The sequence below is a fragment of the Pluralibacter gergoviae ATCC 33028 = NBRC 105706 genome (genome assembly GCF_001598855.1).
Taxonomy (GTDB): Bacteria; Pseudomonadota; Gammaproteobacteria; order Enterobacterales; family Enterobacteriaceae; genus Pluralibacter; species Pluralibacter gergoviae.
The window spans coordinates 179,659-204,465 of sequence record NZ_BCZS01000003.1; the positions used below are offsets into that span (position 1 = coordinate 179,659).

21 protein-coding genes are annotated in these 24,807 nt (G+C 60.9%); 10 read left to right on the forward strand and 11 right to left on the reverse strand.

Going from position 1 to position 24,807, the window contains the following annotated elements; translation table 11 throughout:
• Window positions 1-512 precede the first annotated feature (512 nt).
• The 8 genes from ENGE1_RS05040 to pptA all read left to right on the forward strand — a co-directional run bounded on the left by ENGE1_RS05040 (window position 513) and on the right by pptA (window position 8,720).
• The gene (locus tag ENGE1_RS05040) at window positions 513-2,918 is read left to right on the forward strand and encodes a type VI secretion system Vgr family protein (protein WP_080964533.1); all 2,406 of its coding nucleotides are present in this window, start codon (window positions 513-515) and stop codon (window positions 2,916-2,918) included.
• 160 nt (window positions 2,919-3,078) lie between these two features.
• Entirely contained in the window at window positions 3,079-3,297 is a 219-nt protein-coding gene (locus tag ENGE1_RS29560) for a hypothetical protein (protein ID WP_421667056.1), read from the forward strand.
• A gap of 33 nt (window positions 3,298-3,330) precedes the next feature.
• Complete coding sequence (locus ENGE1_RS05050) at window positions 3,331-3,693, forward strand: DUF3592 domain-containing protein (RefSeq protein ID WP_225823385.1); 363 nt, start codon at window positions 3,331-3,333, stop codon at window positions 3,691-3,693.
• Window positions 3,694-3,751: 58 nt separating this feature from the next.
• On the forward strand, window positions 3,752-6,292 hold the full coding sequence (locus tag ENGE1_RS05055) for a DUF2169 family type VI secretion system accessory protein (RefSeq protein WP_048273184.1): 2,541 nt from the start codon (window positions 3,752-3,754) through the stop codon (window positions 6,290-6,292).
• On the forward strand, window positions 6,289-7,359 hold the full coding sequence (locus tag ENGE1_RS05060; RefSeq protein WP_048252666.1) for a pentapeptide repeat-containing protein: 1,071 nt from the start codon (window positions 6,289-6,291) through the stop codon (window positions 7,357-7,359). Before ENGE1_RS05055 ends, ENGE1_RS05060 begins: the two co-directional genes overlap by 4 nt.
• A gap of 9 nt (window positions 7,360-7,368) precedes the next feature.
• The gene (locus ENGE1_RS05065) at window positions 7,369-7,974 is read left to right on the forward strand and encodes a DUF3540 domain-containing protein (protein ID WP_045288787.1); all 606 of its coding nucleotides are present in this window, start codon (window positions 7,369-7,371) and stop codon (window positions 7,972-7,974) included.
• 10 nt (window positions 7,975-7,984) lie between these two features.
• Complete coding sequence (locus tag ENGE1_RS05070) at window positions 7,985-8,377, forward strand: DUF4150 domain-containing protein (RefSeq protein WP_048252667.1); 393 nt, start codon at window positions 7,985-7,987, stop codon at window positions 8,375-8,377.
• A gap of 109 nt (window positions 8,378-8,486) precedes the next feature.
• Window positions 8,487-8,720: a tautomerase PptA gene (gene pptA, locus ENGE1_RS05075; protein ID WP_045288789.1), complete on the forward strand. Its 234-nt coding sequence runs from the start codon at window positions 8,487-8,489 to the stop codon at window positions 8,718-8,720.
• A 62-nt stretch (window positions 8,721-8,782) separates the two neighbouring features.
• Here pptA and ENGE1_RS05080 read toward each other — a convergent pair whose 3' ends face one another.
• The 4 genes from ENGE1_RS05080 to ENGE1_RS05095 are packed head-to-tail and all read right to left on the reverse strand — an operon-like array spanning window position 8,783 to window position 12,800.
• The gene (locus ENGE1_RS05080; RefSeq protein WP_048252668.1) at window positions 8,783-10,204 is read right to left on the reverse strand and encodes an amidohydrolase family protein; all 1,422 of its coding nucleotides are present in this window, start codon (window positions 10,202-10,204) and stop codon (window positions 8,783-8,785) included.
• A gap of 7 nt (window positions 10,205-10,211) precedes the next feature.
• Complete coding sequence (locus tag ENGE1_RS05085; RefSeq protein ID WP_048273185.1) at window positions 10,212-11,006, reverse strand: ABC transporter permease; 795 nt, start codon at window positions 11,004-11,006, stop codon at window positions 10,212-10,214.
• Window positions 10,999-11,817, reverse strand: a complete 819-nt coding sequence (locus ENGE1_RS05090; RefSeq protein WP_080964534.1) for an ABC transporter ATP-binding protein — start codon at window positions 11,815-11,817, stop codon at window positions 10,999-11,001. The genes ENGE1_RS05085 and ENGE1_RS05090 overlap by 8 nt, the downstream gene beginning before the upstream one ends.
• Before the next feature lie 14 nt (window positions 11,818-11,831).
• A complete protein-coding gene (locus tag ENGE1_RS05095; protein ID WP_048252670.1) occupies window positions 11,832-12,800 on the reverse strand; it encodes an ABC transporter substrate-binding protein in 969 nt (322 codons plus the stop codon).
• Window positions 12,801-13,303: 503 nt separating this feature from the next.
• Here ENGE1_RS05095 and ENGE1_RS05105 point away from each other — a divergent pair.
• Window positions 13,304-14,281: an isopenicillin N synthase family dioxygenase gene (locus ENGE1_RS05105; RefSeq protein WP_048252671.1), complete on the forward strand. Its 978-nt coding sequence runs from the start codon at window positions 13,304-13,306 to the stop codon at window positions 14,279-14,281.
• On the opposite strand, the gene ENGE1_RS05110 is transcribed toward ENGE1_RS05105, so the two are convergent.
• Entirely contained in the window at window positions 14,282-14,854 is a 573-nt protein-coding gene (locus tag ENGE1_RS05110) for a flavin reductase family protein (RefSeq protein WP_043084083.1), read from the reverse strand.
• Between the two features lie 149 nt (window positions 14,855-15,003).
• Between ENGE1_RS05110 and nhoA the strand changes: the two genes are divergently transcribed.
• Window positions 15,004-15,849: an N-hydroxyarylamine O-acetyltransferase gene (gene nhoA, locus ENGE1_RS05115; protein ID WP_045288796.1), complete on the forward strand. Its 846-nt coding sequence runs from the start codon at window positions 15,004-15,006 to the stop codon at window positions 15,847-15,849.
• A 39-nt stretch (window positions 15,850-15,888) separates the two neighbouring features.
• On the opposite strand, the gene narI is transcribed toward nhoA, so the two are convergent.
• The 6 genes from narI to ENGE1_RS05145 all read right to left on the reverse strand — a co-directional run bounded on the left by narI (window position 15,889) and on the right by ENGE1_RS05145 (window position 24,744).
• Window positions 15,889-16,569, reverse strand: a complete 681-nt coding sequence (gene narI, locus ENGE1_RS05120; RefSeq protein WP_043084080.1) for a respiratory nitrate reductase subunit gamma — start codon at window positions 16,567-16,569, stop codon at window positions 15,889-15,891.
• The gene (gene narJ, locus ENGE1_RS05125; protein ID WP_043084078.1) at window positions 16,566-17,261 is read right to left on the reverse strand and encodes a nitrate reductase molybdenum cofactor assembly chaperone; all 696 of its coding nucleotides are present in this window, start codon (window positions 17,259-17,261) and stop codon (window positions 16,566-16,568) included. Before narJ ends, narI begins: the two co-directional genes overlap by 4 nt.
• Window positions 17,261-18,805 carry a nitrate reductase subunit beta gene (gene narH / locus ENGE1_RS05130; protein WP_048252672.1) on the reverse strand — a complete coding sequence of 515 codons (1,545 nt, stop codon included), beginning with the start codon at window positions 18,803-18,805 and terminating at the stop codon, window positions 17,261-17,263. The genes narJ and narH overlap by 1 nt, the downstream gene beginning before the upstream one ends.
• On the reverse strand, window positions 18,802-22,542 hold the full coding sequence (locus tag ENGE1_RS05135; RefSeq protein ID WP_048273187.1) for a nitrate reductase subunit alpha: 3,741 nt from the start codon (window positions 22,540-22,542) through the stop codon (window positions 18,802-18,804). Before ENGE1_RS05135 ends, narH begins: the two co-directional genes overlap by 4 nt.
• Before the next feature lie 61 nt (window positions 22,543-22,603).
• Complete coding sequence (gene narU / locus ENGE1_RS05140) at window positions 22,604-23,995, reverse strand: nitrate/nitrite transporter NarU (RefSeq protein ID WP_048273188.1); 1,392 nt, start codon at window positions 23,993-23,995, stop codon at window positions 22,604-22,606.
• 170 nt (window positions 23,996-24,165) lie between these two features.
• Entirely contained in the window at window positions 24,166-24,744 is a 579-nt protein-coding gene (locus ENGE1_RS05145; RefSeq protein ID WP_043084072.1) for a TetR family transcriptional regulator, read from the reverse strand.
• Between the last annotated feature and the right edge of the window lie 63 nt (window positions 24,745-24,807).

Below are 24,807 nucleotides of genomic sequence, written 5' to 3' on the forward strand. Positions count from 1 at the left end.
CAACCCCCGGCGTTATGAATGCGCGGGGGGATGCATTTTGTGCGGGGAACCATCCCCTCCGGGTGGTCATCCGGGGCCTTGACCTACACTCCCGGCGGAGTCTGAGTTATGCGTAGGCCCGTGCAAGCGAAGCGCCGGGCCTATGCACCGCCCTGTGTCGGATGGTGCTGCGCTTATCCAACACACAGTGTGAAATGGGGTGCCTTTGGAGAGCTAACCCGCATCGGGCTCTATTCCGGATGTCGTCGACACTATTGCGTTGTATTATGGATGCCCCATCTTTCTTTACATTTCAGCTTAAAATCTCAGCTTAAATCAATTAAAAATCAGATAGCTCTTAATAGTTTTTTTCCGCCCAAAAGTCCACAATGCCAAAATAAATGTTTCAAATTTTATCCTTGCGCTTATTGGTATTATAGTTTTCGTCCGCCGGATATTATGCTCAGCGCCCGCAGAGCGTTTACCTTTTTGATTACGGCTGTGCGTAAACTACGATTAATGGAATGAACGCTATGCTCAACCGCATCACCGTCACGCTCCCCGCCGGGGAACTGCTTTTCTGGAAACTGTCCGGCCGGGAGGCGATATCCGAATCGTTTGAACTCGAGCTGACCCTACTCGGGACCGACGCGCGCATTGACCGCAGCCAGCTGCTGGGCCAGCCGGTGACGGTGACGATACCGACGCAGAGCCTGCTCTCCTCGCGCTACATCAACGGCAAGGTAACGCGGGTGGCAGTGAGCGCCAAGGAGCTGAGCGGGACGCGCTACGCGGTGTACACGCTGACGGTGGAGCCGGACCTGTGGCCGATGAAGCGGGACCGCAACCTGCGCATCTTCCAGGGGCAGACGGTGCCGCAGATAGTGAAGACGCTGCTCGGTGAGTACCAGGTGAACCTGGAGGACAAGCTGACGGGCAGCTACCGGACGTGGGAGTACTGCGTGCAGTACCAGGAGAGCAGCTTCGCCTTTATCAGCCGGCTGATGGAGCTGGAGGGGATTGCCTACCACTTTAAGCACGAGGCGGACAGGCACACCCTGGTGCTGACCGACGCGGAGGGGAGCTTCGAACCGTTCGGCGGCTACGAAATCATCCCGTACCACCAGACGCCGTCGGGGGGCAGCACCAGCGAGGAGGGCATCAGCCAGTGGGCGCTGTCGGACAGCGTGACGCCGGGGATTTACAGCCTGGACGACTACGACTTCCGCAAGCCGAACGCGTGGCTGTTCCAGGCGCGTCAGAACCCGGCGTCGCCGGTGCCGGGGAGCATCGACGTGTACGACTGGCCGGGGCGGTTCGTGGAGCACGGCCACGGGGAGTTCTACGCGCGCATCCGCCAGGAGCGTTGGCAGGTGGAGCACCAGCAGATAAGCGGCACGGCGACGGCGATGGGCATTGCGCCGGGGCACGTCTTCGGGCTGACCAACGCGCCGTTCTTCAGCGACAACGGGCAGTACCTGACGACGGCGGCGGATTATCAGTTCGAGGAGAACCGCTACGCCAGCGGCGACGGCGGAGAGACGATACACCGCACGGAGTTCACGGTCATCCCGGCGGCGGTGGTCTACCGCCCGGCGCAGGGCACGGCGTGGCCGCGGACCTACGGCCCGCAGACGGCGCGGGTGGTGGGCCCGCAGGGAGAGAGCATCTGGACGGACCGCTACGGGCGCGTCAAGGTGAAGTTCCACTGGGACCGGCTGGCGAAGGGAGACGACACCAGCTCGTGCTGGGTGCGGGTGTCGAGCGCGTGGGCGGGCCAGGGGTTCGGCGGGGTGCAGATACCGCGGGTGGGCGACGAGGTGGTGATAGACTTCATCAACGGCGACCCGGACCGTCCGCTGGTAACGGGCCGGGTGTACAACGAGGCGAGCATGCCGCCGTGGGCGCTGCCGGGTGATGCTACGCGTATGGGATTTATGACGCGGAGTAAGGGTGGCAATAAAGATAATGCCAGCTATTTGTTTTTTGAAGATAAGGCTGGCCAGGAGTCCGTAGACCTGCATTCGGAAAAGGATATGAATGTCTCTGTTGAAGGATGCCATAACGAAGTGGTTTACCAGCATACAATGTATGCTCATAAAAATACCCGAACAACGACTGTTGAAGGGCATGATGCGCAGACTTACAATGCAGGACAAAGTATTTCTATTACAGCTAAAGGTCGGAATGAGACTATTGTTGATAATGAAAACAAATCTGTAACTGGTTACTCAAATAATAGTTATACCAGCAACGTTATAATTAAAACTGATGAAACGGTGAGTACTCAGGCATCGTCAAGGATTATGTATGAAGCACCAGATATTATATTTGGTCAGGTAATTGACTCATCGGGGCTAACTTCGGAAACTAAGCCCCTACCTTTTGATATTAAAAAAACATCTGCACCAATAATTGCTGCGAAAGATACAGTGTTAACTGCTACGGATTATCTCGCAGCAGCATCATCTGATGCTATTAGTGCTGCTACACGAGTGACTTATAAAAAAGGTGTAGTAACGTATATACAGGGAATAGATAAACTGACAGTAGATAACAATCAACTTGTAAATATCAATGGTAACGTTGCCAGAAGTATAGCAGGTAAACTCAATGAAAATATTCAAGGCGGCGTATCTATATCTTCGCCAAATAACATAACCATTAAGAGTGACTCTAAAGTTGAAGTGCTTTCCCCTGGAGAGTACTTTGAATATAAAAATGCTTCTGCAAGCATTAAATTGAACGACATCTCAATGAACATGACATCTATCGGGATGACGCCGGTTTTAGGTGTGTCAGTCAGTGGGCTTAAAATTGAAAATAAGGGTATAGCTTTGCGTAAAATTGGCGGCAAACTTAAATTTGCCGTTGGAGGAACAGAAACGGAAATTGGCACATTTAGTCAGTTTGTTCATGCATTAATATCATTTGTTTAGAGGTAATATGAACTTCATTTCATTTATAATGCCTAAGCTTGCATGGATTATTCCACTAATAATCCTGTTTTTCTGTTTTTATGTTTTCATGCAGAATAGACTATCCTCGCAAGAAGATAAAAGAATTTCAGAACATGGAGACAACATTCAGGCGACAATCGTGGATATTTCTTATGATAAAGATCAGCGCATAAATAATAATTTTTCTGCCGTTATTAAAGTTCATTATTCTTACGGCGGGGAAAACATTTTTTCTACCAGAGGAGTTGTTTTTCCAGCGTCGATGCAAGATAAAATAAAAATCGGTAATAAAATAGGCATTCGTGTCAATAAAAATAAACCGCAAAGTTTCTATTATCTTGATTATCGCAATGTTTAACGTAAGGTAATGATTATCATATTCAGTATCCTAATGGCCGTTATTGCCATCGTGTTCGGGATTATTCCTATGGTCAGGTTTATCCGCAGGGATTTATATCCTTATCTGAAAGATGGCTTCACTCAGGACACCGTATTAAAAACCGGCACTTCAGCTAATGCCGATATTATTTCGTCGCTGCAAACCAGCGCCTGGAGTGGCAATAAGCCTATTTATAAACTGACGCTTCGCTTTGAAACACAAGGGGGGCAGTTAATGGAGTCGACGACCCTAAAGGCACTCACGTTCAAAGAGATTGAGAATTTCAGAGAAGGCAATCAGACAACCATAAAATACGATCCTGCCGATCCGCAGAAGATCGCTATCTATGACAGGCCGTTGATATTAGGTGAATAAAATACGCGGACATGTACCACCCCCGCACGATCGCCTGTGACTGAAAAAGGATATTTTAATGAAAATCGTTAAGCCCCTGCGCCTGAGCGTGCTTAACCGGCCCTTCCGCTGGCAGGGTAAAAACTACCTTGGCGTCTCGGTCCTGGCGCTGACCGATATGGGCGAAAATCCGCAGCTTCGCCCCGAGATGGAACTGTGGCAGCTGGCCGCCAGCGAGCTGCAGACCAGCGGCGGCGTGGTGGATATGGCGATCCCGAAGGTGCGGGCCGAGTTTCTGGCAACCGGCTACGCCTATACGCATCACCAGCTGGAGAAGAGCGCCTGCATTGCGCGCATCGACGTGGATACCCTGAGCAAATCGCTGGCCGTGTCGGGCGATCGCTACTGGGCAGGCAGTAAAATCACCCCGGCAAAGCCCTTTAGCGAGATGCGGCTTGACTGGAGCCGCGCCTGGGGCGGGCCGGGCTGCGCGGATAACCCGCACGGCCTGGGCGCGGCGCTGGAGACGCTGGATGGCCGTCAGGTGCGGCGCCTTCCCAACATTGAGCCTCTGCACGGACGCCTCGTCTCGCCGCAGCAGAAGCCTGAACCGGCGGGCTTTGGCGCGCTGGATATCCAGTGGCCGCGCCGCTTTCGCCGGATGGGCAAAAAGTATGACGCCAGCTGGCTGCAAACCGATTTTCCCGGCTTTGCCCGCGATATTGACTGGAAAGTCTTTAATGCCGCCAGCCCGGACCAGTGGTGGCCCGATCGCGATGCGCTGCCGCCCGGCGCGCGGTGGCGGGTGTGGAATATGCATCCGCAGAAGCCACTGCAGGAAGGGACGTTGCCCCCGTGGCAGGCGCGCTGCTTTATCAACCGCCAGCGCGCTGACGAAACCCTGTTTGAGGAGATTGCCCTGCGGGCGACAACCGTCTGGTTCTTTCCCCACCACGAGCAGATGCTGCTCATCTGGCAGGGCCATATCCGCATTAATGAGGATGATGCCGCCGATGTACAGCAGCTGATCCCGGCGCTGGAAATAGCGGGGGCGCCCCGGACCGTCGGGCATTACCGGGAGGTGCTGGCCCGGCGGATGGACAAGGAGAAGGGAGCGCTGTACGCCTTTCGCGAAAAAGATCTCCTTCCTGAAGCGCTGATTGGCCCGTGGATCGACAGCGAGGTTGCCGAACAGACGAGCCCGCAGCAGGAGAACATGCACAATCGCGCCGCGCTGCTGCGCGAACAGCACCGCGCAAGGCTGGAACAGGCGGGGGAAGATATTGACGACCTGCTGCCTTTGTCCGCTGCGCCGGAGATCCCGCGGCTTGAGGATCTGCCTGACTTTATCGACAAAATGGAGCAGCAGGCGCAGGAGATGCAGTCCCGGGCCGAGGAGCGCCAGCAGCAGATGGCCGAAAAGTATCCGTCGCCGCAGGATGACGAGAACGCGCCCCGCGGGCCGGACTCTATGTACCGGATGCAGGAGATGCTGGCCGGCAATGCATCGGGGCTGAGTGACAAAAAGCGTGAGCAAATGCGCGAGTCGCTGCACCAGATGTACATGGCGGCCGTCGGGCACCAGCCGCCGGCCGTCCGCCTGAAAGGCGATCTGGCGACAATACTGCGCCAGCGGGCCGAGCGTACCCTGGCCCAGGGCGGTGACTTCAGCGGCATGGACCTGACCGGCGTTGATTTTTCAGGCATGGATCTGCGCGGTGCCTGCTTCAATCGGGCCCTGCTGGAGTGCGCCGATCTGCGGCGCAGCCGGCTGGACGGCGCGGACTTCCGGGGCGCCGTCCTGGCGCGCGCGGAGCTGGCGCAGACCTCTCTGCGCGAGTGCGACTTCAGCGGCGCCAGCCTGGCGCTGGCCCGGGCGGAAGGGTGCGACTTTACCGGCGCTCGCCTGGAGGAGACGCAGGTACAGAATGCGCTGTTTGAGGCATGTATATTTGATGGCGCCGTGATGAAGGGGCTGCTGCTGCGCGAGGTCAGCCTGATCCGCTGCCGTTTTCATAAGGCGTCGCTCGACGGCTGTATCTTCATGGATCTGACCCTGCCGGAGCCGGACTTCCGCGGCGCGCGGCTGCATAAGAGTTCATTTATCCAGTCGCGCCTTGAAGGGGCCATCTTCAGTGGGGCTACGCTGGAGGTTTGTTCGCTGGTACAGACGGCGGCCGACGGCGCGCGCTTTGACGGCGCCATATGGATAGCCAGCGCCGCCGCCGCCGGGAGCTCGCTTAACGGCGCCGATTTCAGCCATGCGACCCTGCAGCAGAGCAACCTGCGCTCAGCGCCTCTGCAGGCGGCGCAGTTTACGCTGGCGAAAATCGACAACAGCGATCTGAGCGAGGCCGACTGCCGCGGCGCCTGCTTTACGCGGGCAAATCTGGTGGGCAGCGCCTTCATACGCGCCGATTTTCGCGATGCCGACTTCAGCGATGCCAATCTGATGGGCGCCCTGCTGCAGAAGTGTCGGCTCGGCGGCACCCGCTTCCCCGGCGCTAACTTATTCCGCGCCGATCTTTCGCAGTCGTTTACCAGTAAGACGACCTCCCTGGAGGGTGCCTGGACGAAGCGGACGAAAACGCTGCCGAGGCGCGATGGAGAGATAATATGACGACCCTGAGCCCGCAGGCGCTGGAGCAGAGAGTAAAAAGCGGCGAGCCGCTGAGCGATATTGTGCTGGACGGCCTCGACCTGCGGGGCTGTCATCTTGCCGGCGCGATTTTTCAGGACGTCTCTCTGCGCGACGTAAACCTGCAGGGGGCGAATCTGCATGAGGCTGTCTTCAGCGAGTGTTGCCTTGACCGCGCCACCCTCAGCGGCGCTACGCTTAATCAAACCACCTTCAACCAGTGTGCAATGGCGGCGCTGCAGGCGACGGATACCCGCCTGGAGACCTGCATCTTTAATCAGTGCACGCTTGAGGAGAGTGATTTTGCGGGCGGCGCTCTATTCTCCAGCCAGTTTATGGAGTGCACCCTGAGCAGGAGCCGCTTTGCGCGCAGCGAGCTGGATCGCAGCGTCTTCTATCAATCCCCCCTCGATGAGGCGGATTTTACCGCGTGCAGAAGCCTGATGAGCACCTTTTACGCTATCGACCTGAGAAGCACCGATTTGCGCGACGGACAGTTCGAACGTACGGTCTTCTTTCAGTGCGATCAGCGCGATAAAAATTATGCCGGGCAGATTTTTACGGGATGCCAGTTTACCGATGGGCTGCTGGATGGCGCTATCTTTGACGGCGCGCAGCTCACGCAGTGTAACTTCACGAGCGCCTCGCTGCAGGCCGCGCAGCTCAATCAGGTCAACGCCAGCCAGGCGCTGTTTATGCAGGCCAATCTGCGCAGCGCCCGCTGCTGCGGCAGCGTGTTCGATCAGGGTATGTTTGTTGGCGCCCGGCTGGAAGAGGCTGACTTTAGCCGGAGCCGCCTGCGGCAAAGCGTTCTGCAGCAGGCGAACGCTGCCCGCGCCCGTTTCGCCCTGTGCGACCTGACCTACAGCGATTTTTCCGGCGCGGATCTCAGTACGGCGGATCTGCGCGGAGCAACCTTTTCCCGCACCCGGATGCACCGCGCCCGCCAGACCGGCGCGCTGTTTTCCGGGCGGCAGGGCATCATGGAATATGACGAAGAACTGCTGGCCGCTGAAGCCTGGAGCGCCCAGCGCCGCAGCCGCCATTGAGGAGAGAGCATGAGCAATGTTAATCACACCCTGACCCAATCCCTGATCTCGCCGGTGCAGGCATCCGGGACCGTCACCCACAGCTTTGCGGATGGCTCGCTGACGGTCGAAAGTGAAGGCCGCGGCTGGCACTGCCGCCGGGCGGCGAGCTGCGTTATTGTCCCGCAAGCGGGCGATACGGTACTGATCGCCCGCGTCGACAACCGCATCTGGATCCTGGCGGTGCTGGAGCAGCTGAATCCGCAGGCGTCGCAGCTGCGCGTCCCGGGCGATCTGCAGATCCACAGCCAGGGTGAGCTTAGCCTCAGCGGCGCATCCCTGCGCGTCAGCGCAGAGCAGGGTGACTGCCACATCGGCGAGATGAAATACAGCGGCGATAGCCTCTCGGCGTGGGTCAGCCTGTCGCGCATCGTCGGCAAGCGGGCGGAATCGGTCTGGCAGACGGTCACGCAGATCAGCCATCATCTGTTTCGCAGCACCCGGCAGACCGAGCAGGTTCGCGCCGGACAGCTGGACATGAAGGCGGAACACTACGCGCGGCTGCACGCGCAAAACGTGGTGATCACCTCAAAGGCGATCACCAAAGTCGATTCTGAACAGATCCATATGGGTTAAGGAGCCTCCCGTGTTTGCAAATTGCCAGCTGTCCGGCGTTGATCTCGCCTTTCCTGACGTCTGCCTGACGCCGATGCCGGCGCCAGTGCCGGTTCCGTATCCGGATATCGCCCTTGGTCCCACGGCTATTCCCAATGCCATGAATATCCTGTTTATGGGGATGCCCGCCCACAATATGGCGACCGTGACTCCCCTGACCAATGGCGATAACCCCGGCGTGGCGACCGGTGTTGCATCCGGCACCGTGATGGGACCGTCCCGGCATCTGACGGGCGCATTTACCGTATTGCTGAAAGGCACCCCGGCGACGCGGTTAACCAGCGTAAGCCTGCAGAATTCCACGAACGCTATCGGGATGCGCATTGTGCCGAGCCAGTTTAAAGTCCTGATGCTGGCCCCCTGAACCCCGGGCGCTTCAGCGGAAATGACGGGTATTAACCCGGCCAGGCACAAAACGCCAATGATGTCCGCTGCAACGTGATAGCGTAAGCGCTCATCATAAGGAGAACCCCATGCCCCACATCGATATCAAATGCTTTCCCCGCGAACTGAGCGACGAACAGAAGCAGGCGCTCGCCGCCGACGTTGCGCAGGCCATCGCCCGCCACCTCGGCAGTAAAGACCGCGCTATCTCCATCGCCCTGCGCGAAGTGAACGAAGCTGACTGGAAAACGGCGGTGTGGGACTGCGAAATCGCCCCGCAGATGGAGACGCTGATTAAAAAGCCCGGCTACAGCATGAGCTGAGCCGGGCGTCAGGGCGCGGCATCCGCTGCTGCGCCTGACATCCTTCGCCGTGAAGGGGGATATCACCGCCCGCCGGGTATCCGCTGGCGCAGTTTTTTAACGCACGCCGCTGCCAGGGCGCCCAGCCCGGCAAGATCGCAGTGCGGGATCTGGTCATTCTCAACAATCATTCGCCCGGCGCAGAGCAGCGCCCGAAGGGGCGCCCGGCCTGCGCAGGCCACCGGCCCGATGGCGACGTCGTGCAGGCCAAAGTAGCGCGGATCGTCGAGCCGGTAAAGGGCGATATCGGCCGCCATGCCGGGCGCGATGCGCCCGCAGTCGAGGCCCAGAACATCTGCACCGCCGGCGGTTCCCCAGCGCACGGTATCTTCGATGCTGGCCGCATCGCCGCCGCCCTCAAACTCCCCCCCGGCGTAGCGCGGCACGGCCGTCATGCCCCGGCGCGCCCGCTGCAGCAGCCAGGCCGCGTGGGCCTCGCTCTGCATATCGGCGGCCTCGTTTGAGCCGGCGCCGTCTACGCCGATGGAGATGCGCACGCCGGCCTGTTCAAGGGTCACCAGGTCAGCGATGCCGCTGCCGAGGCGGGCATTGCTCTGCGGGCAGTGGGCGATGCCGGTGCGGCTGGCGCCGAGCAGGGCTATCTCTTGCGGCATCAGCTTCACCAGGTGGGCAAACCAGACGTCTTCTCCGATCCAGTCGTGCGCGGCGCAGAATTCGACCGGCGTCATGGCGAACCTGTCCTGCGCCGCGTCGAGATAGGCCACCGTTTCGCTGAGATGGCTGTGCAGGCGTATGCCGAGGCTCCGCGCCAGGCGCGCGCTCTCCCGCAGTTCGCCGGGGCTGAGGGAGTAGAGCGGCGTGGTGGGGGCCATCACTATCCGGCGCATCGCATCGGGCGCGGGCTGGTGGTAGCGGGCCACCAGCAGCTCAACGTCCGCCATCCAGCTGTCGAACCGCTCGGGGCGGAGCGCGGCGGGCAGGGCCTGCTCCAGGGTGCGGGTTTGCGTGGCGCCGCCCCGGCACAGCACGAAGCGGATGCCCAGCCGCGCCGCCTCCTCAAACAGGATCGCCGCGCCGTCAAAAGGCATCTCTGGCCAGTAGAGATAGTGATGATCGGCGACGGTGGTGCAGCCGGATCTTACCAGTTCGGTCAGGCCGACGCGGGCGGCGATGCGGAAGGTCTCCTCATCAAAAGCGGCGCGAAAGCGGTAGGGCGTGGCCGCCAGCCAGTCGCCGAGGCTGAGGTTAAGGCCGCCCGGTTCCCCCTTGAGCAGCGACTGAAACAGATGGTGATGGGTGTTGACCCAGCCGGGATAGGCAACGCAGCCCCGGGCGTCGAGGATCGTATCCCCGGGTTCGGCGGTGAGGTTGCCGACCTCGACGATGCGGCTGCCGCGGATGCGGATATCGCCCCCCGCGGCGCGCGGCGTTACCCGATCGCCGGTCATAATGGCGGCGCAGTTTTTGATTAATAGCGTCTGCATGGTTTCCTCAGTTCAGTTCACTGTCGTGCCAGCTTTTCAGGCACACGCGGGTCAGCAGCGACATCAGCCCCCACAGGGCGAGGCCGGTGCAGGTTATCAGGAACAGCGCGGCGAACATCAGCGGCAGGTTGAGCTGAAAGCCCGCCTGCAGGATCTGCCACGCCAGCCCGGCGCCTGTGCCGCCGGTACCGGCCACGAATTCGGCCACTACCGCGCCGATCAGCGCCAGCCCGCAGGAGATGCGCAGGCCGCTGAAAAAGTACGGCATGGCATTGGGGATCCGCAGATGCCGCAGCACCTGCCAGCGCGACGCCTGATTGATCCTGAACAGGTTCAGCAGCCCCGGCGGCACGCTGCGCAGGCCCAGAGTGGTATTGGTGAGGACGGGAAACACCGCCACCAGCATTGCGCAGATCACCAGCGCCAGCGTGGTGCTGTGGATCCAGATGATCACCAGCGGGGCGATTGCCACCACCGGCGTGACCTGAAACAGGATGGCCCACGGCATCAGGCAGGCCTCAATCACCCGGCTCTGCACGCAGAGAAAGGCGATGCAGGTACCGACAGCCGCCGCCAGCAGAAACGCCAGCAGCGTGACCTTCAGGGTCGTCAGCAGGCTGCCGAGCAGGGCGTCGCGCTGGTCGTAGAGCGTGAGCGCGATATCGCTGGGCTTCGGCGCCAGATAAACCGGGACGTTGGCCTGGCTGAAGCCGATTTGCCACGCCAGCAGGAAGGCGAGGGCTACCAGCAGCGGCGCCAGCGCCCGGCGCAGCGCCGGATAGTGCAGTAAAGGTTTATTCACGGTCGCCTCCGCTGGCCTGTTCGAGAAGCTGTGCGAGCCGCGCCGCCTGGCGAATAAAATCGGGCGAGGTGCGAAAGGCGGCGTCGCGCGCTTGCGGGCCATCAATCGCAATATCGGCAATCACCCGGCTCGGGCGTGCGCCCATGACGATCACGCGCGAAGAGAGCCACACCGCCTCGTAGATGCTGTGGGTAACGAAGAGCACCGTCAGGCCCCGGCGCAGCCACAGCGTGCGGATCTTCGCGTCGAGCCGCTGGCGAGTAAATTCGTCCAGCGCGCCGAAGGGTTCATCCATCAGCAGCAGGTCGGGCTCGGTAACCAGCGCCCTGGCGAGCGCCACCCGCATCTGCATCCCGCCGGAAAGCTCCCGCGGCAGCACGTGAAGAAAGTTCTCCAGGCCCACCGCCAGCAGGGCGTGCATTACCCGGGAAGCGCTCGCCTTTTTGCCGATCCCGCGCAGGGTCAGCGGCAGGCGGACGTTATCCTCAACCGTCGCCCACGGCATCAGCGTGGCTTCCTGGAACACCATCGACATCGGGCTGTTTGCCTGTAGTCTTGCCTGGCCGCTCCAGCGCAGCATCCCCGCGCTCGGCTGCTCCAGTCCGGCGAACATTTTCAGCAGCGTGCTCTTGCCGCAGCCGGAGGGGCCGAGCAGCGATACCAGTTCGCCTTTAGCAATGTCGAGATTAAGCCGCTCGAGGGCGAGCGTGCCGTTGGGCCAGATTTTTTCCACGCCGCGGGCCATCAGGAAGCGCTCTTCCCGGCGCTCTTCCGGCTGCGCCGGGGCTTCAAAGGGTAAAACGTCGCTCATCTTGCCTCCTTACATCACATCGCGGCCTGCGGCCAGAACTGGGTGGTATACGCTGCCTTATAATCGGTCTGCGCGGAGAGCAGTCCGGCGCCGACCATAAAGTCGCGCGTCGCCCGCCAGCGGGCGTCGGTCATTACGCCAATGCCGCGTGTTGCCGCATCGCCGCCCTCGATCAGCCGCAGTTTTTTCATCTGCGCGACGCCAAACGCCAGTACCGCGTCGCTCATCTGCGGGTTGGCTTTTTTGATCAGCGCATTGCCCGGCGCCGGGTCGGCAAGATAAGACTTCCAGCCCGCCATAGAGGCTTCGACAAAGCGCTTAAGCACCTCCGGCTTCTGCGCCAGCAGATCGCTGCGGGTCACCAGAATGCCGCCGTAGGCCGGGTAGCCCTGTTCGGCAAACAGCCAGAATTTGCTGTCTGGCGCGGCGGCCTCGGCCTGCTGCACTTCAGAGGTGGCGTAGGCCTGCTGGGCGCTGTTTTTATCGGCGAGGAAGGGCTGCATATTGAAGGTGTAGGGGCGGACCTGGCTGTCCTGCAGGTGATAGCGGGCCTTAAGCCACGGCCACCAGGTGGCCTGACCGCTGGCGGAGACCAGCACCGTTTTACCCTTCAGGTCGTTCAGCGATTTAATGTCGACGTGGGTCAGCAGCCCCTGCGGATCGAACTGGAAAGGCGCGGCGATAGCGCGGACGGGAAACTGCTGTTCGATACCTTTTAACACCTGCAGATCGTAGCTGACGATAACGTCCGCGCGCTTCGCCAGCAGCAGGGTCATATTATTGAGCTGCGGCCCGCCGGCGCGGACCTCGACATCAAGGCCGTACTTTTTGTAAATCCCGGCGGCGATAGCCTGGTAATAGCCTCCCTGTTCCGCCTGGGCGACCCAGGTCGTTTGCAGGATCAGCTTATCGGCGGCGTGTGACGCGGCGCTGGCGGCGAGCAGGGCGCTCAGGGCAAGCAGGCGGATGGATAACTCAGGCATAGAGACCCCCAATCAGGACGTTAATCACATTTCATTGGGGGGAGAAAAGCGTGGCTCACGACCCGGCGGGTCGCCCCCTAATGAAGAGGTGCAGCTCTCGCTAGAGAGCAATGTCCCGCGCGCCGGTGGGCCGCGCTGACCGCTTATACTCAGAGCCATCAAAGCAAGGCTCGTGCCAGAATGGTTATCATCTTGTTAACCGCCCGTGATGGCCGGGCTACTGATGCCTGAATGCGCGGTGAACGATTTTTTCGCGCCGCGGTGAAGCAAAAGTTTCAAAAAATGCACGTTTTTAGTGCGCTGGCGGTATGCGGGCCATGCGCAGGTCCGCCCGGCGCGGACAAACGCGGCCTGGCATGAATTTTGGATGAATCATCAGTGAGTAGAAGCTGTCAGCCGGCACATTCCGGTGGGTCATTGCTCTGCCGCCCCGCGCGGGCGGCGCGCCGATCTGCTGACGCCGGCAGATCTCGTTTAACGCCAAGCTGATAACGAGGTACACCATGAACAGCACTACCGCTTACGCCATGCACGAACTCAGTAAAGAAGCCGCCATGGGCGCCCGCGGCGAAGAGTCCAGCCGCGAAGTGCGCATTATCGACCTGTCCGACTTTGATAACCGCAAAGCTGAAATCGCCGATGCCCTGTGGCAGGCCTCGGTGGATATCGGCTTTTTCCAGGTCTCCGGCCACGGGATACCGCTTGCCGATATCAACGCCGCCTTCGCCCGGGCGGAGCAGTTCTTTGCTCTGCCGGAGGCGGCAAAAGCGCGCTATCCGTTACACCGTAACGCAGGCTGGGAGTATCGGGCGCAGATCCGCCCCTCCACCGGCAAGCCGGACCAGAAGGAGTCTTATCAGGTGACGCGCCCGCGCATGGCCGGGCTGTGGCCGGACGATGAGCTGCCGGACTTTCAGGCCGCGACGCTGGCCTTCGAGCGCCAGTGCTGGGAGGTCGGCATGAGGCTGCTCTCCTGCTTTGCCCTCAAGCTGGGGTTTGCCGATGACTTTTTTACCGCTGCGCACGATCCTGCCAGCGCGTCCTACCAGAGCACCCTGCGGATGCTGCACTATTTCGCCCTGACCGGTGAGGCGGACGGCCCGTGGCGCGCCGGCGCGCACACCGATTTCGACTGCCTGACGCTGCTGTTTCAGCAGGCGGGCCAGGGCGGACTGCAGGTCTGCCCCGGCAAAGAGATGGCGGCGCAGCGCTGGACTTCCATTGAGCCGCTGGAGGGGCTTATCACCTGCAATATCGGCGATATGCTGATGCGCTGGAGCGACGACCGGCTGCCGTCCAACTTCCACCGGGTGCGCAGCCCGCTGCCGGGCGAGTCGGTGGACGACCGCTACAGCCTGGCCTTCTTCTGCCAGGCGAACGAAGAGGCCGTGATTGAGGGACCGGGGAAGAAGTACCCGCCGATTACCGCCAGCGACTATCTGGCCCAGCGGATCGGCGCCAATTTCTCGGGCAAATATTAACTACTCCGCCCCGTTAATTATCCGGCCGCTGGTGACGAAGGTCCCGGCGCCGAGATGATGCAGCGTAGCGCGTTTATCGTCGTCGAACTGCCAGCGGCCGGCGATAAACGCCTCTCCATCGGCGGCGGCCGAGACCACTTCACCAAACAGCGTATCGTATTTTTCTGCGGCGGCGGTGGCGGGCAGCAGGCGGCACTCCATCCACGCCAGGCACTTCTCCTCCACCAGCGGCAGGCCGAGAACCGGGCCGCTGACCGTCGGAATACCGTAGGCGTTAAATTTATCTTCATCGCGGCCGCTGACGCTGCCGACGGCGTACGTCCACCTCGCCGCGTCCGCGCCCGGCACCACGATGCCGAACTGGCCGCTGCGCTCAATAAGCTCCCGCGACCACGCGCTCTTATCAATCACTACCGCCACGCGCGGCGGCTGAAATTCAACGCCCATGATCCAGGCAGCGGCCATGATGTTGCGGCGCTCCACCTGCGCATCAACGCTGGTGATCAGCACGGTCGGGCCGTGGTTGATCAGGCGGCTGGCGTGGTGTAGCGCCACGGTTTGAAATCGGCTCATAGCAACTCCTTCAGTTTTTGCTGCATTTAAACGCAGCGGGCGGATGAAAAACAGGCGTTGAGCACAAATAGCGACATCAGGTGCACAAAAACGCCGGTCCGGGGAAAAAAATAGGTTATAAACAGGAGAAATCATTGCACGGAGGCCCCATGAGCCCATTTTTAACCGCCTGGTTTTCCCGCATAAACTGGACCCGGCCCGCGGCTGTCGATATTGAAACGTTAAAAGGGCTGCATCTGCACCACAACTGCGCCATCCCGTTTGAAAATCTGGATGTGCTGCTGCCGCGCGAAATTCAGCTCGACGACCGCTCGCTTGAGGATAAGCTGCTGCACGGTCGGCGCGGCGGTTACTGCTTTGAGCAGAACGGCCTGCTGGAGCGCGGGCTGCGCGAGGTGGGCTTTAACGTGCGCAGCGTGCTGGGGCGCGTGGTGCTGGCAAACCCGCCGCAGATGCCGCCGCGCACCCATCGCCTGGTGCGGGTCGAACTGGACGGCGAACGCTGGATAGCCGACGTCGGCTTCGGCGGCCAGACGCTGACCGCGCCGCTGCGGCTGGTGGCCGATCTGGAGCAGGAGACGCCGCACGGCGTCTATCGTCTGTTGAATGAGGGCAATGACTGGACGCTGCAGTTTCAGCACCACGACCGCTGGCAGTCGATGTACGTGTTCGATCTCGCGCGGCAGTACTTCAGCGATCACGTGATGGGCAATTTCTGGTCCGCCCACTGGCCGCAGTCGCACTTTCGCCACCATCTGCTGGCCTGCCTGCACCTGCCGGACGGCGGCAAGCTGACCCTGACCAACTTCAACTTTACCCACTGGCAGGACGGACACGCGGTGGAGAAGCAGCACCTGCCCGACGTTGAAAGTCTGTACCAGCTGCTGCAGGAGCGCTTCGGCCTCGGCGTGGACGATCCGCGCAATGGCTTTACGCTTGCCGATCTGGCCTCGGTTATGTCGGCGTTTGATACCCATCCGGAGGCGGGGAAATAAAGCCCGCCCGGCGCAGGCGGCCCTGCGCCGGGCAAGCGTTTAGCGCCGCGCCCGCACCACCTGGTATTTGCGGGTGAAATACTCCACCGGGGCGCTCCAGACGTGAACCAGCCGGGTGAAGGGGAAGAGCAGGAAGATGGTCATCCCCAGCGCCAGATGAATACGGTAGATATAGGCGACGCCGTCAAGGTGCGCCGATGCCCCGCCCTGGAAGGTGACGATCGCCTGCGCCCAGCCGACCAGCTTCATCATCTCGCTGCCGTCCGGGTGCTGTGCGGAAAAGTGAATAGTGGTCAGGCCGAGAAGGCACTGGATCAGCAGGATGCTGAGGATCAGGATGTCCGCCGTGGTAGAGGTGGCCCGCACCCGGGGATTGGTCAGCCGCCGGTACAGCAGCCCGGCGCCGCCCACCAGGGTCATGGCGCCGCAGATGCCGCCGACGATCATCGCCAGCTGCTGCTTGACGGCGATGGGCAGGAACCAGGAATACACCCAGTGCGGAGTCAGCATCCCGAAGAAGTGGCCGAAGAAGATGCCGAGGATGCCGACGTGGAACAGGTTAGACCATATCACCATCCCACGCTTGTCGAGCATCTGGCTGGAGGCGGCCCGCCAGGTGTACTGACCGTAGTCGTAGCGCAGCCAGCTGCCCACCAGGAACACCGTGCCGCAGATGTAGGGATAGATGTCGTAGAAGAACATACTCAGATACGCACTCATTTGGCACCTCCGGCACGCACGTCGAGATACTGGGGCGCGACGTCCTGGCTAAAACGTCGCTGATAGCTTTGCAGCGGGGAGCTGTCGCAGGAGGTACCTTTATCTTCGATAAATTTCACCTGCTCCTCCTCCCAGACTGCGTCCAGAGCCTGGCGCGTATCGTCGCGCGGCTCTTTAGTAACCTGATTGGTGACGTTGTCACTTCTTAGTTCGCTGCCCGCCAGCATCAGCAGCGCGTCGAACAGCTGCCAGTGGCCGGCGCCGCGCTGCTTCAGTCGTCCGCCGAGCAGGGCGAGGATCGGGGCGACGTTATCCAGCCCTTCGCGGGCCTCCTGCGCGCTGCGGGTACCGAGATACTCCAGATAGAGCGGAAGGTGGTCCGGCAGTTCGCGGCAGCCCAGCTCAAGCCCGGCCTGCGCATACTGCCCGAGCAGATCGACCATTGCCTGCCCGCGATCTCTCGACTCACCGTGGACGTGCTCGAACAGCAGCAGCGAGGTCGAGCTGCCGCGTTCAAACAGGTCGCACCACTCTGATTGCCTGTCGATCAGCGGCGCGGCGACGTACTCCGTCGCCCAGCCGAGCAACGGCGGCGCGTCGCGGGCAATCATCGCCAGCGCCTCCTCGCGGTTGTCCCACAGATGCGGGTCCGGGTACTCCAGCAGCAGGGCTATCAGTCGTAAGATGGGCATTACTCTCCCTCCCCGTGGCGGCGCACGCCGGAAACGTCAATGGCGTCGATGCGGCGGCTGTTGAACAGGTTAAATTTGGTATCCGAGCCGTGGCAGCCGTCGCCGAAAGTAAAGCCGCAGCCGTTGCGCTCCGGGAACGCCTCCTGCGCCAGTTCCCGGTGGCTGGTGGGGATGACAAAGCGGTCCTCGTAGTTGGCGATGGCCAGGTAGCGGTACATCTCTTCTACCTGTTCAACGCTGAGGCCGGTTTCCTCCAGCGCCCGGGTATCGGTGACCCCTTCAACGGTCTGCGCGCGCTTGTAGTGGCGCATGGCCATCATCCGCTTAAGGGCGCGCAGCACCGGGCCGGTGTCGCCCGCGCTGAGCATATTGGCGAGGTACTGCACCGGAATGCGCAGGCTCTCCACGGCGGGAAGTACGCTATCGCTGGCGGGCAGGCCGCCGGCGTCGGCGACCGACTGGATCGGCGACAGGGGCGGCACGTACCAGACCATCGGCAGGGTGCGGTACTCCGGGTGCAGCGGCAGGGCGAGCTGCCAGTCCATCGCCATTTTGTAGACCGGCGACTTCTGCGCGGCGTCGATCACGTTCTGCGGAATACCCTGCTTAAGCGCCTCCTCGATGACCGCCGGATCGTGCGGGTTGAGGAAAACGTCGCACTGGCGCTGGTAGAGATCGGTTTCGTGCTCGGTGCTGGCGGCCTCCTCAATGCGATCCGCATCGTACAGCAGCACCCCGAGATAGCGGATGCGCCCGACGCAGGTTTCGGAGCAGACCGTCGGCTGCCCGGATTCGATGCGCGGGTAGCAGAAGATGCACTTCTCGGACTTGCCGCTCTTCCAGTTGAAGTAGATTTTCTTGTACGGGCAGCCGCTGATGCACATCCGCCAGCCGCGGCATTTGTCCTGGTCGATCAGTACAATGCCGTCCTCTTCGCGCTTGTAAATAGCCCCGCTCGGGCAGGTGGCGACGCAGCTCGGGTTCAGGCAGTGCTCGCACAGGCGCGGGAGATACATCATGAAGGTGTTCTCGAACTGGCCGTACATCTCTTTCTGAATATGCTCAAAGTTGGCGTCGCGGGCGCGCTTTTCAAACTCGCCGCCCAGCAGCTCCTCCCAGTTGGGGCCCCATTTGATTTTGTTGATCCGCTGGCCGCTGATCAGCGAGCGCGGGCGGGCGGTGGGCAGATGCTTGCCCTCCGGGGCCTGCTGCAGATGCTGATAGTCGTAGGTAAAAGGCTCGTAGTAGTCGTCGATCCCGGGAATGAGCGGATTGGCGAAGATTTTCGACAGCACGCCGGCGCGGCCGCCGAGGCGGGGCGTCAGCTTACCGCTGATGCTGCGGATCCAGCCCCCGTGCCACTCGTCCTGATCTTCCCAGTTCTTCGGATAGCCGATGCCGGGCTTGGTCTCAACGTTGTTGAACCAGCCGTACTCCATGCCTTCCCGGCTGGTCCAGACGTTTTTGCAGGTTACCGAGCAGGTGTGGCACCCGATGCATTTGTCCAGATTCAGTACCATGCCAACCTGAGAGCGTATTTTCATTGTTTTGCCTCCTGGACCTGATCGTTGCCTTCGTCATCCAGCCAGTTAACGTGCTTCATTTTGCGGATCATGATGAATTCGTCCCGGTTGGAGCCGACGGTGCCGTAGTAGTTGAAGCCGTAAGCCAGCTGGGCATAGCCGCCAATCATGTGCGTCGGTTTCGGACAGATGCGGGTGACCGAGTTGTGAATGCCGCCGCGCCGGCCGGTTACCTCCGAGCCCGGAATGTTCATGATTCGCTCCTGGGCGTGGTACATCATGGTCATGCCGGGAGGCACCCTCTGGCTGACCACCGCCCGGGCGGTGAGAGCGCCGTTGGCGTTAAAGACCTCTATCCAGTCGTTATCCTCAATCCCCAGCTCCCGGGCGTCGCTTTCGCTGATCCAGACGATGGGGCCGCCGCGCGACAGGGTCAGCATCAGCAGGTTTTCGCTGTAGGTGGAGTGGATGCCCCATTTCTGATGCGGGGTCAGGAAGTTGAGCGCCTTCTCCGGGAAGCCGTTCGGCGGCACCGACTTCATCTGGCTGACGCTGCGGGTGTCAATCGGCGGCCGGTAGACCACCAAACTCTCCCCGAAGGCGCGCATCCACAGGTGGTCCTGGTAGAGCTGCTGGCGGCCGGTGAGGGTGCGCCAGGGGATCAGCTCGTGGACGTTGGTATAGCTGGCGTTGTAGGAGACGTGCTCGCTCTCCAGCCCGGACCAGGTAGGGCTGGAGATGATTTTGCGCGGCTGGGCGACGATGTCGCGAAAGCGGATCTTTTCCTCTTCTTTGTTGCGCGCCAGGTGAGTGTGATCCCGGCCGGTCACTTTGCTCTGCGCCGCCCAGGCCCTGACCGCCACCTCGCCGTTGGTTTCCGGGGCGAGGGTGAGGATCACCTCGGCGGCGTCAATGGCGGTTTCGATGCGGGGGCGGCCCTTGGCCGGTCCGTCCTGCTTGACATAGTTGAGCTTGCCGAGAAACGCCACCTCCTCCTGGGTTTGCCAGGCGATCCCTTTGCCGCCGTTGCCGAGCTTATCCATCAGCGGGCCGAGAGAGGTAAAGCGGGCGTAGGTCGCGGGGTAGTCCCGCTCGACCACCGCGATACCGGGGCCGGTTTTGCCCGGCACGTAGTCGCACTCGCCCTTGCGCCAGTCGGCGACCTCAAAGGGCTGCGATAGCTCTGCCGGCGAGTCGTGCAGCAGCGGCTGCAGCACCACGTCAGTTTCGCTGCCGAGATGGCCGACGCAGACCTCCGAGAAGGCTTCGGCGATCCCCTTGTAGATCTCCCAGTCGCTTTTCGCCTCCCACGCGGGATCGACGGCGGCGGAGAGCGGGTGGATAAAGGGGTGCATGTCCGAGGTGTTCATGTCGTCCTTCTCATACCAGGTGGCGGTGGGCAGGACGATATCGGAGAACAGGCAGGTGCTGGACATGCGGAAATCGAGGGTCACCAGCAGATCCAGCTTGCCCTCAATGGCGGCGGTCTGCCACTCCACCTCTTCGGGCTTCACGTCCTCGGTGGAGCCGAACTCCTCGCCGTTGATACCGCAGGCGGTGCCGAGCAGGTAGCGCAGCATGTACTCGTGGCCCTTGCCCGAGGAGCCGAGCAGGTTGGAGCGCCAGACAAACAGGTTGCGCGGATGGTTATTGCCGCTGTCCGGCTGTTCGCAGGCCATGCGCATCTCGCCCGAGCGCAGGGCGTCTGCGGTGTACTCAGCGGGCGTCACCCCCGCGGCATCCGCCGCCGCCTTGATGGTGAGCGGGTTGCGGTTCAGCTGCGGCGAGGAGGGGAGCCAGCCCATCCGCTCGGCGCGGACGTTAAAGTCGATCAGGTGACCGCTGAATTTTGCCGGATCGGCAAGCGGAGAGAGCAGCTCCCGGGCGTTGAGCTTCTCATAGCGCCACTGGCTGGCGTGGTTGTAAAAGAACGAGGTGCTGTTCATCTGCCGCGGCGGGCGATTCCAGTCGAGGGCGAAGGCCAGCGGCAGCCAGCCGTTCTGCGGTCGCAGCTTCTCCTGGCCCACGTAGTGCGCCCAGCCGCCGCCGCTCTGGCCGACGCAGCCGCAGAACACCAGCATATTGATCATCCCCCGGTAGTTCATGTCCATGTGATACCAGTGGTTAACCCCCGCCCCGAGAATGATCATCGACCGGCCGTGGGTTTTATGGGCGGTGTCGGCAAACTCGCGGGCGATTTTGCAGATTTGCTGGCGGGGGACGCCGGTGATCTGTTCCGCCCACGCCGGGCTATAGGCCTTCACGTCGTCGTAGTCTTTCGCCGCCAGCGGGTCATTCAGACCGCGATCGAGGCCGTAGTTGGCGAGGATCAGGTCATAGACGCTGACCACCAGCCCGCTGCCGCCGTCGGCCAGGGCAAGCTGCTTCGCCGGCAGCCGGTGGATCAGAATCGGCTCCTGCTTCACGCTGCGAAAGTACGGATTTTCATTGCCGCCGAAATAGGGGAACGCGACGCCCACCACGCTGTCGTGGGCGTCGAGCAGGGAGAGGCGAAGTTCGGTTTCCCGCCCGTCCGCCACCGCTTCGAGATTCCATTTGCCCTGTTCGCCCCAGCGAAAACCGATCGCGCCGTTGGGCACCACCAGCTGATTATCCGCGCTGAGGGCAACGGTCTTCCACTGCGGGTTGTTGGTTTCCCCCAGCCCGTCCACCAGGTCGGAGGCGCGCAGCATCCGGCCGGGGGCGTAGCTGCCGTCTTCCCGGGCCTCGAGCATCACCAGCATCGGCATATCGGTGTAGCGGCGACAGTAGTTGAGGAAGTAGTCGCTGGGATTATCGAGGTGAAACTCTTTGAGGATAACGTGCCCCATCGCCATCGCCAGAGCGCTGTCGGTACCCTGCTTCGGCGCCAGCCACTGGTCGCAGAGCTTGGCGACCTCCGAGTAGTCGGGGGTGATGGCGATGGTTTTGGTGCCCTTATAGCGCACCTCGGTAAAGAAGTGGGCATCGGGGGTGCGGGTCTGCGGCACATTGGAGCCCCAGGCGATAATGTAGCTGGAGTTGTACCAGTCGGCGGATTCCGGCACGTCGGTCTGTTCGCCCCAGGTCATCGGCGAGGCGGGGGGCAGGTCGCAGTACCAGTCGTAGAAGCTCAGGCAGGTGCCGCCGATCAGCGACAGGTAGCGGGTGCCCGCCGCATAGGAGACCATCGACATCGCCGGAATGGGCGAGAAGCCCGCGACCCGGTCCGGGCCGTAGTGTTTGATGGTCCAGACGTTGGCGGCGGCAATCAGCGGGTTGAGCTCCTGCCAGCTGGAGCGCACAAAACCGCCGTGGCCCCGGGCCGCCTTGTACTGGGCGCATTTCTGCGGATCGTTCATCAGCGCGTCCCAGGCATCTACCGGATCGGGATGGCTGGCGAGGGCCTCGCGCCACATCACAATCAGGCTTTTGCGGATCAGCGGATACTTAAGCCGGTTGGCGCTGTAGAGATACCAGGAGTAGCTGGCGCCGCGCGGGCAGCCGCGCGGTTCATGGTTAGGCAAATCCGGTCGCGTACGCGGGTAGTCCGTCTGCTGGGTTTCCCAGGTAACAAGGCCGTTTTTCACATAGATTTTCCAGCTGCAGGAGCCTGTACAGTTCACGCCGTGGGTGGAGCGGACGATTTTGTCGAACTGCCAGCGCTGGCGGTAGCTGTCCTCCCAGTCGCGGTTGTTGTTATATACCTGGCCGTGGCCGTTGGCGAAGCTGTCGCCTTTTTGCTTAAAGTAGCGAAAGCGATCCAGTAGTTTGCTCATGACATTGCTCCATACAGGCCTGCACAAATCGCCCGGTCAGCTGGCGCTTCCGGGCATAGTATTAGGATTTCGGCGCAGCGCGGCGGCCATAGACCAGCCAGGTCACCAGAACGCACACCACGTAGAACACTAAAAACAACTTCATTGCCCCGGCCGCCGAGCCGGTCATCGCCAGCGAAGTACCGAAAGCCTTGGGGATAAAAAAGCCGCCGACGGCGCCGATAGCCGAGATAAAACCGAGGGCGGCGGCGGTATCGGTAACCGCTTCGCGGCGGGCCTCATCGTCGCTGCCGCCGCGTTTTTTTACCCGCTCAATAGTGAGCTGGCGGAAGATGACGGCAATCATCTGGAAGGTAGAGCCGCTGCCCAGTCCGGCCGTGAGGAACAGGCCCATAAACACCAGATAAAAGGCGAGGAAGTTGCCGGAGGAGCCGGCGCCGGGCAGGGTCAGGAACAGCAGCGCGGTAAAAACGGCCATGCAGATGAAGTTAATCAGCGTCACCCGCACGCCGCCGAACTTATCGGAGATGAATCCGCCTACCGAGCGGGCGATGGCGCCGACAAAGGGGCCGAAGAACGCCAGCTTGAGAATATTGACGTCCGGGAACTGGGTTTTGGCGAGCATTGCGAAGCCTGCGGAAAAGCCGATAAACGAACCGAAGGTGGCGAGATAGAGTACGGAGAGTATCCACATATGGGCTCGGCCCAGCACCGGCAGCTGCTCGCGAATAGAGGCCTTCGCGCTGGCAACATTGTTCATGCCGAACCAGGCCGCAATGGTCGCCAGCACCAGCAGCGGCACCCAGAACAGCGCGGCGTTACTCAGCCACAGCGTTGAACCGTCCCCCTGCGGGACCCCGTGAACGCCGAGGAAGGTGAACAGCGGTAAAAACACCACCACCGGCGAGACCAGCTGCATTACGCTGACGCCGAGATTGCCGAGGCCGCCGTTGATCCCCAGCGCGCCGCCCTGCAGTGCTTTTGGAAAGAAGTAGCTGATATTTCCCATGCTGGAGGCAAAGTTCGCGCCAGCGAATCCGCACAGCAGAGAAATAATAATAAATACTTCATAGGGCGTATGGGTATTTTGAATGGCGAATCCCAGCCACAGGCAGGGAATAATCATGATAACCGTGCTTATTACCGTCCAGTAACGTCCGCCCAATATTGGCACCATAAAGGAGTAGGGCACGCGTAATATTGCGCCGGAGAGCGCCGGCAGCGCCGTTAACATAAATAACTGATCGGTGCTGAAATTAAACCCCGCTTTATTGAGGTTGACCGTTACTGCGCTGAATAGCATCCAGACGCAGAAAGCGAGAAGTAAACAAAATACTGAAATGATGAGATTTTTATTCGCTATTCGTTTGCCTTTTTTCTCCCAGAAATCCGGATTCTCCGGCTGCCAGTCGCGTAAAAGATAATGGTTTTCTTTCTCATTTATCTGTGACATATCGCCCTCATAACACCAGCGTAGCGTGAAAAAAAGCGCAGCAGACCCCGAGCGTGAATAGCTCGTACAGAAATCAGGAGTCTTATTGTGGGTAACAAAAGCGTAGATAAAAAAAACGCCGGGCGCGAGTTCTTAATAAGAATTTTCTGGCCCGGGTAGCAGGAAGGTCATCAGGTTAATAATTCGCGCTGTATTATATATTCTATATGTTGACGAAAGGCCGCATCATCAATATCAGTCAATCCAAGGAGATAAATGCCGTCCAGACCGCAAACGAGGGCAATCAGCCGCCAGGCAATATTTTTTATGCTGTCGCGGGGCACAAACTCGCCGGCGCGGCGTCCGCCTTCGATAGTGCTGACCACCTCGTCGTGCCACAGGGTCATGGTGAGGGTGTAGGCCCGGCGCAGCCCGGCATCGCCGTCGGCCAGCAGCTGCGCCTGCCGCCACAGGCGGATGTAGGGCTCAAGCCTGCCGTCTTCGCTGCCGAGCAGCGAAAAGAGCCGTTCCTGCCAGCTTGCCTGAGGGCCGAGGGCCTGAATATCCATCATTTCGCGAATGAGGCGGATAAAGGCTTCGGACTTTAGCTCGCCGGCCGACGCGAAGTGGTGGTGGACCTGGCCTGTCGCCACGCCCGCCTGCGCGGCAATATGGCGCACGGTCATGGCGGTCAGTCCTTCCTGTAGCGCCACGTCCATGGCGGCCCGCATAATTGTCTCCCGGCGCGCCTCGCGATTTAAATAGCTCATAAACGGCTCCTGAGAAGGGGGTTGCAGCATAACAAAAAGCTGGACAAGCGTTCAAGTTTCTCA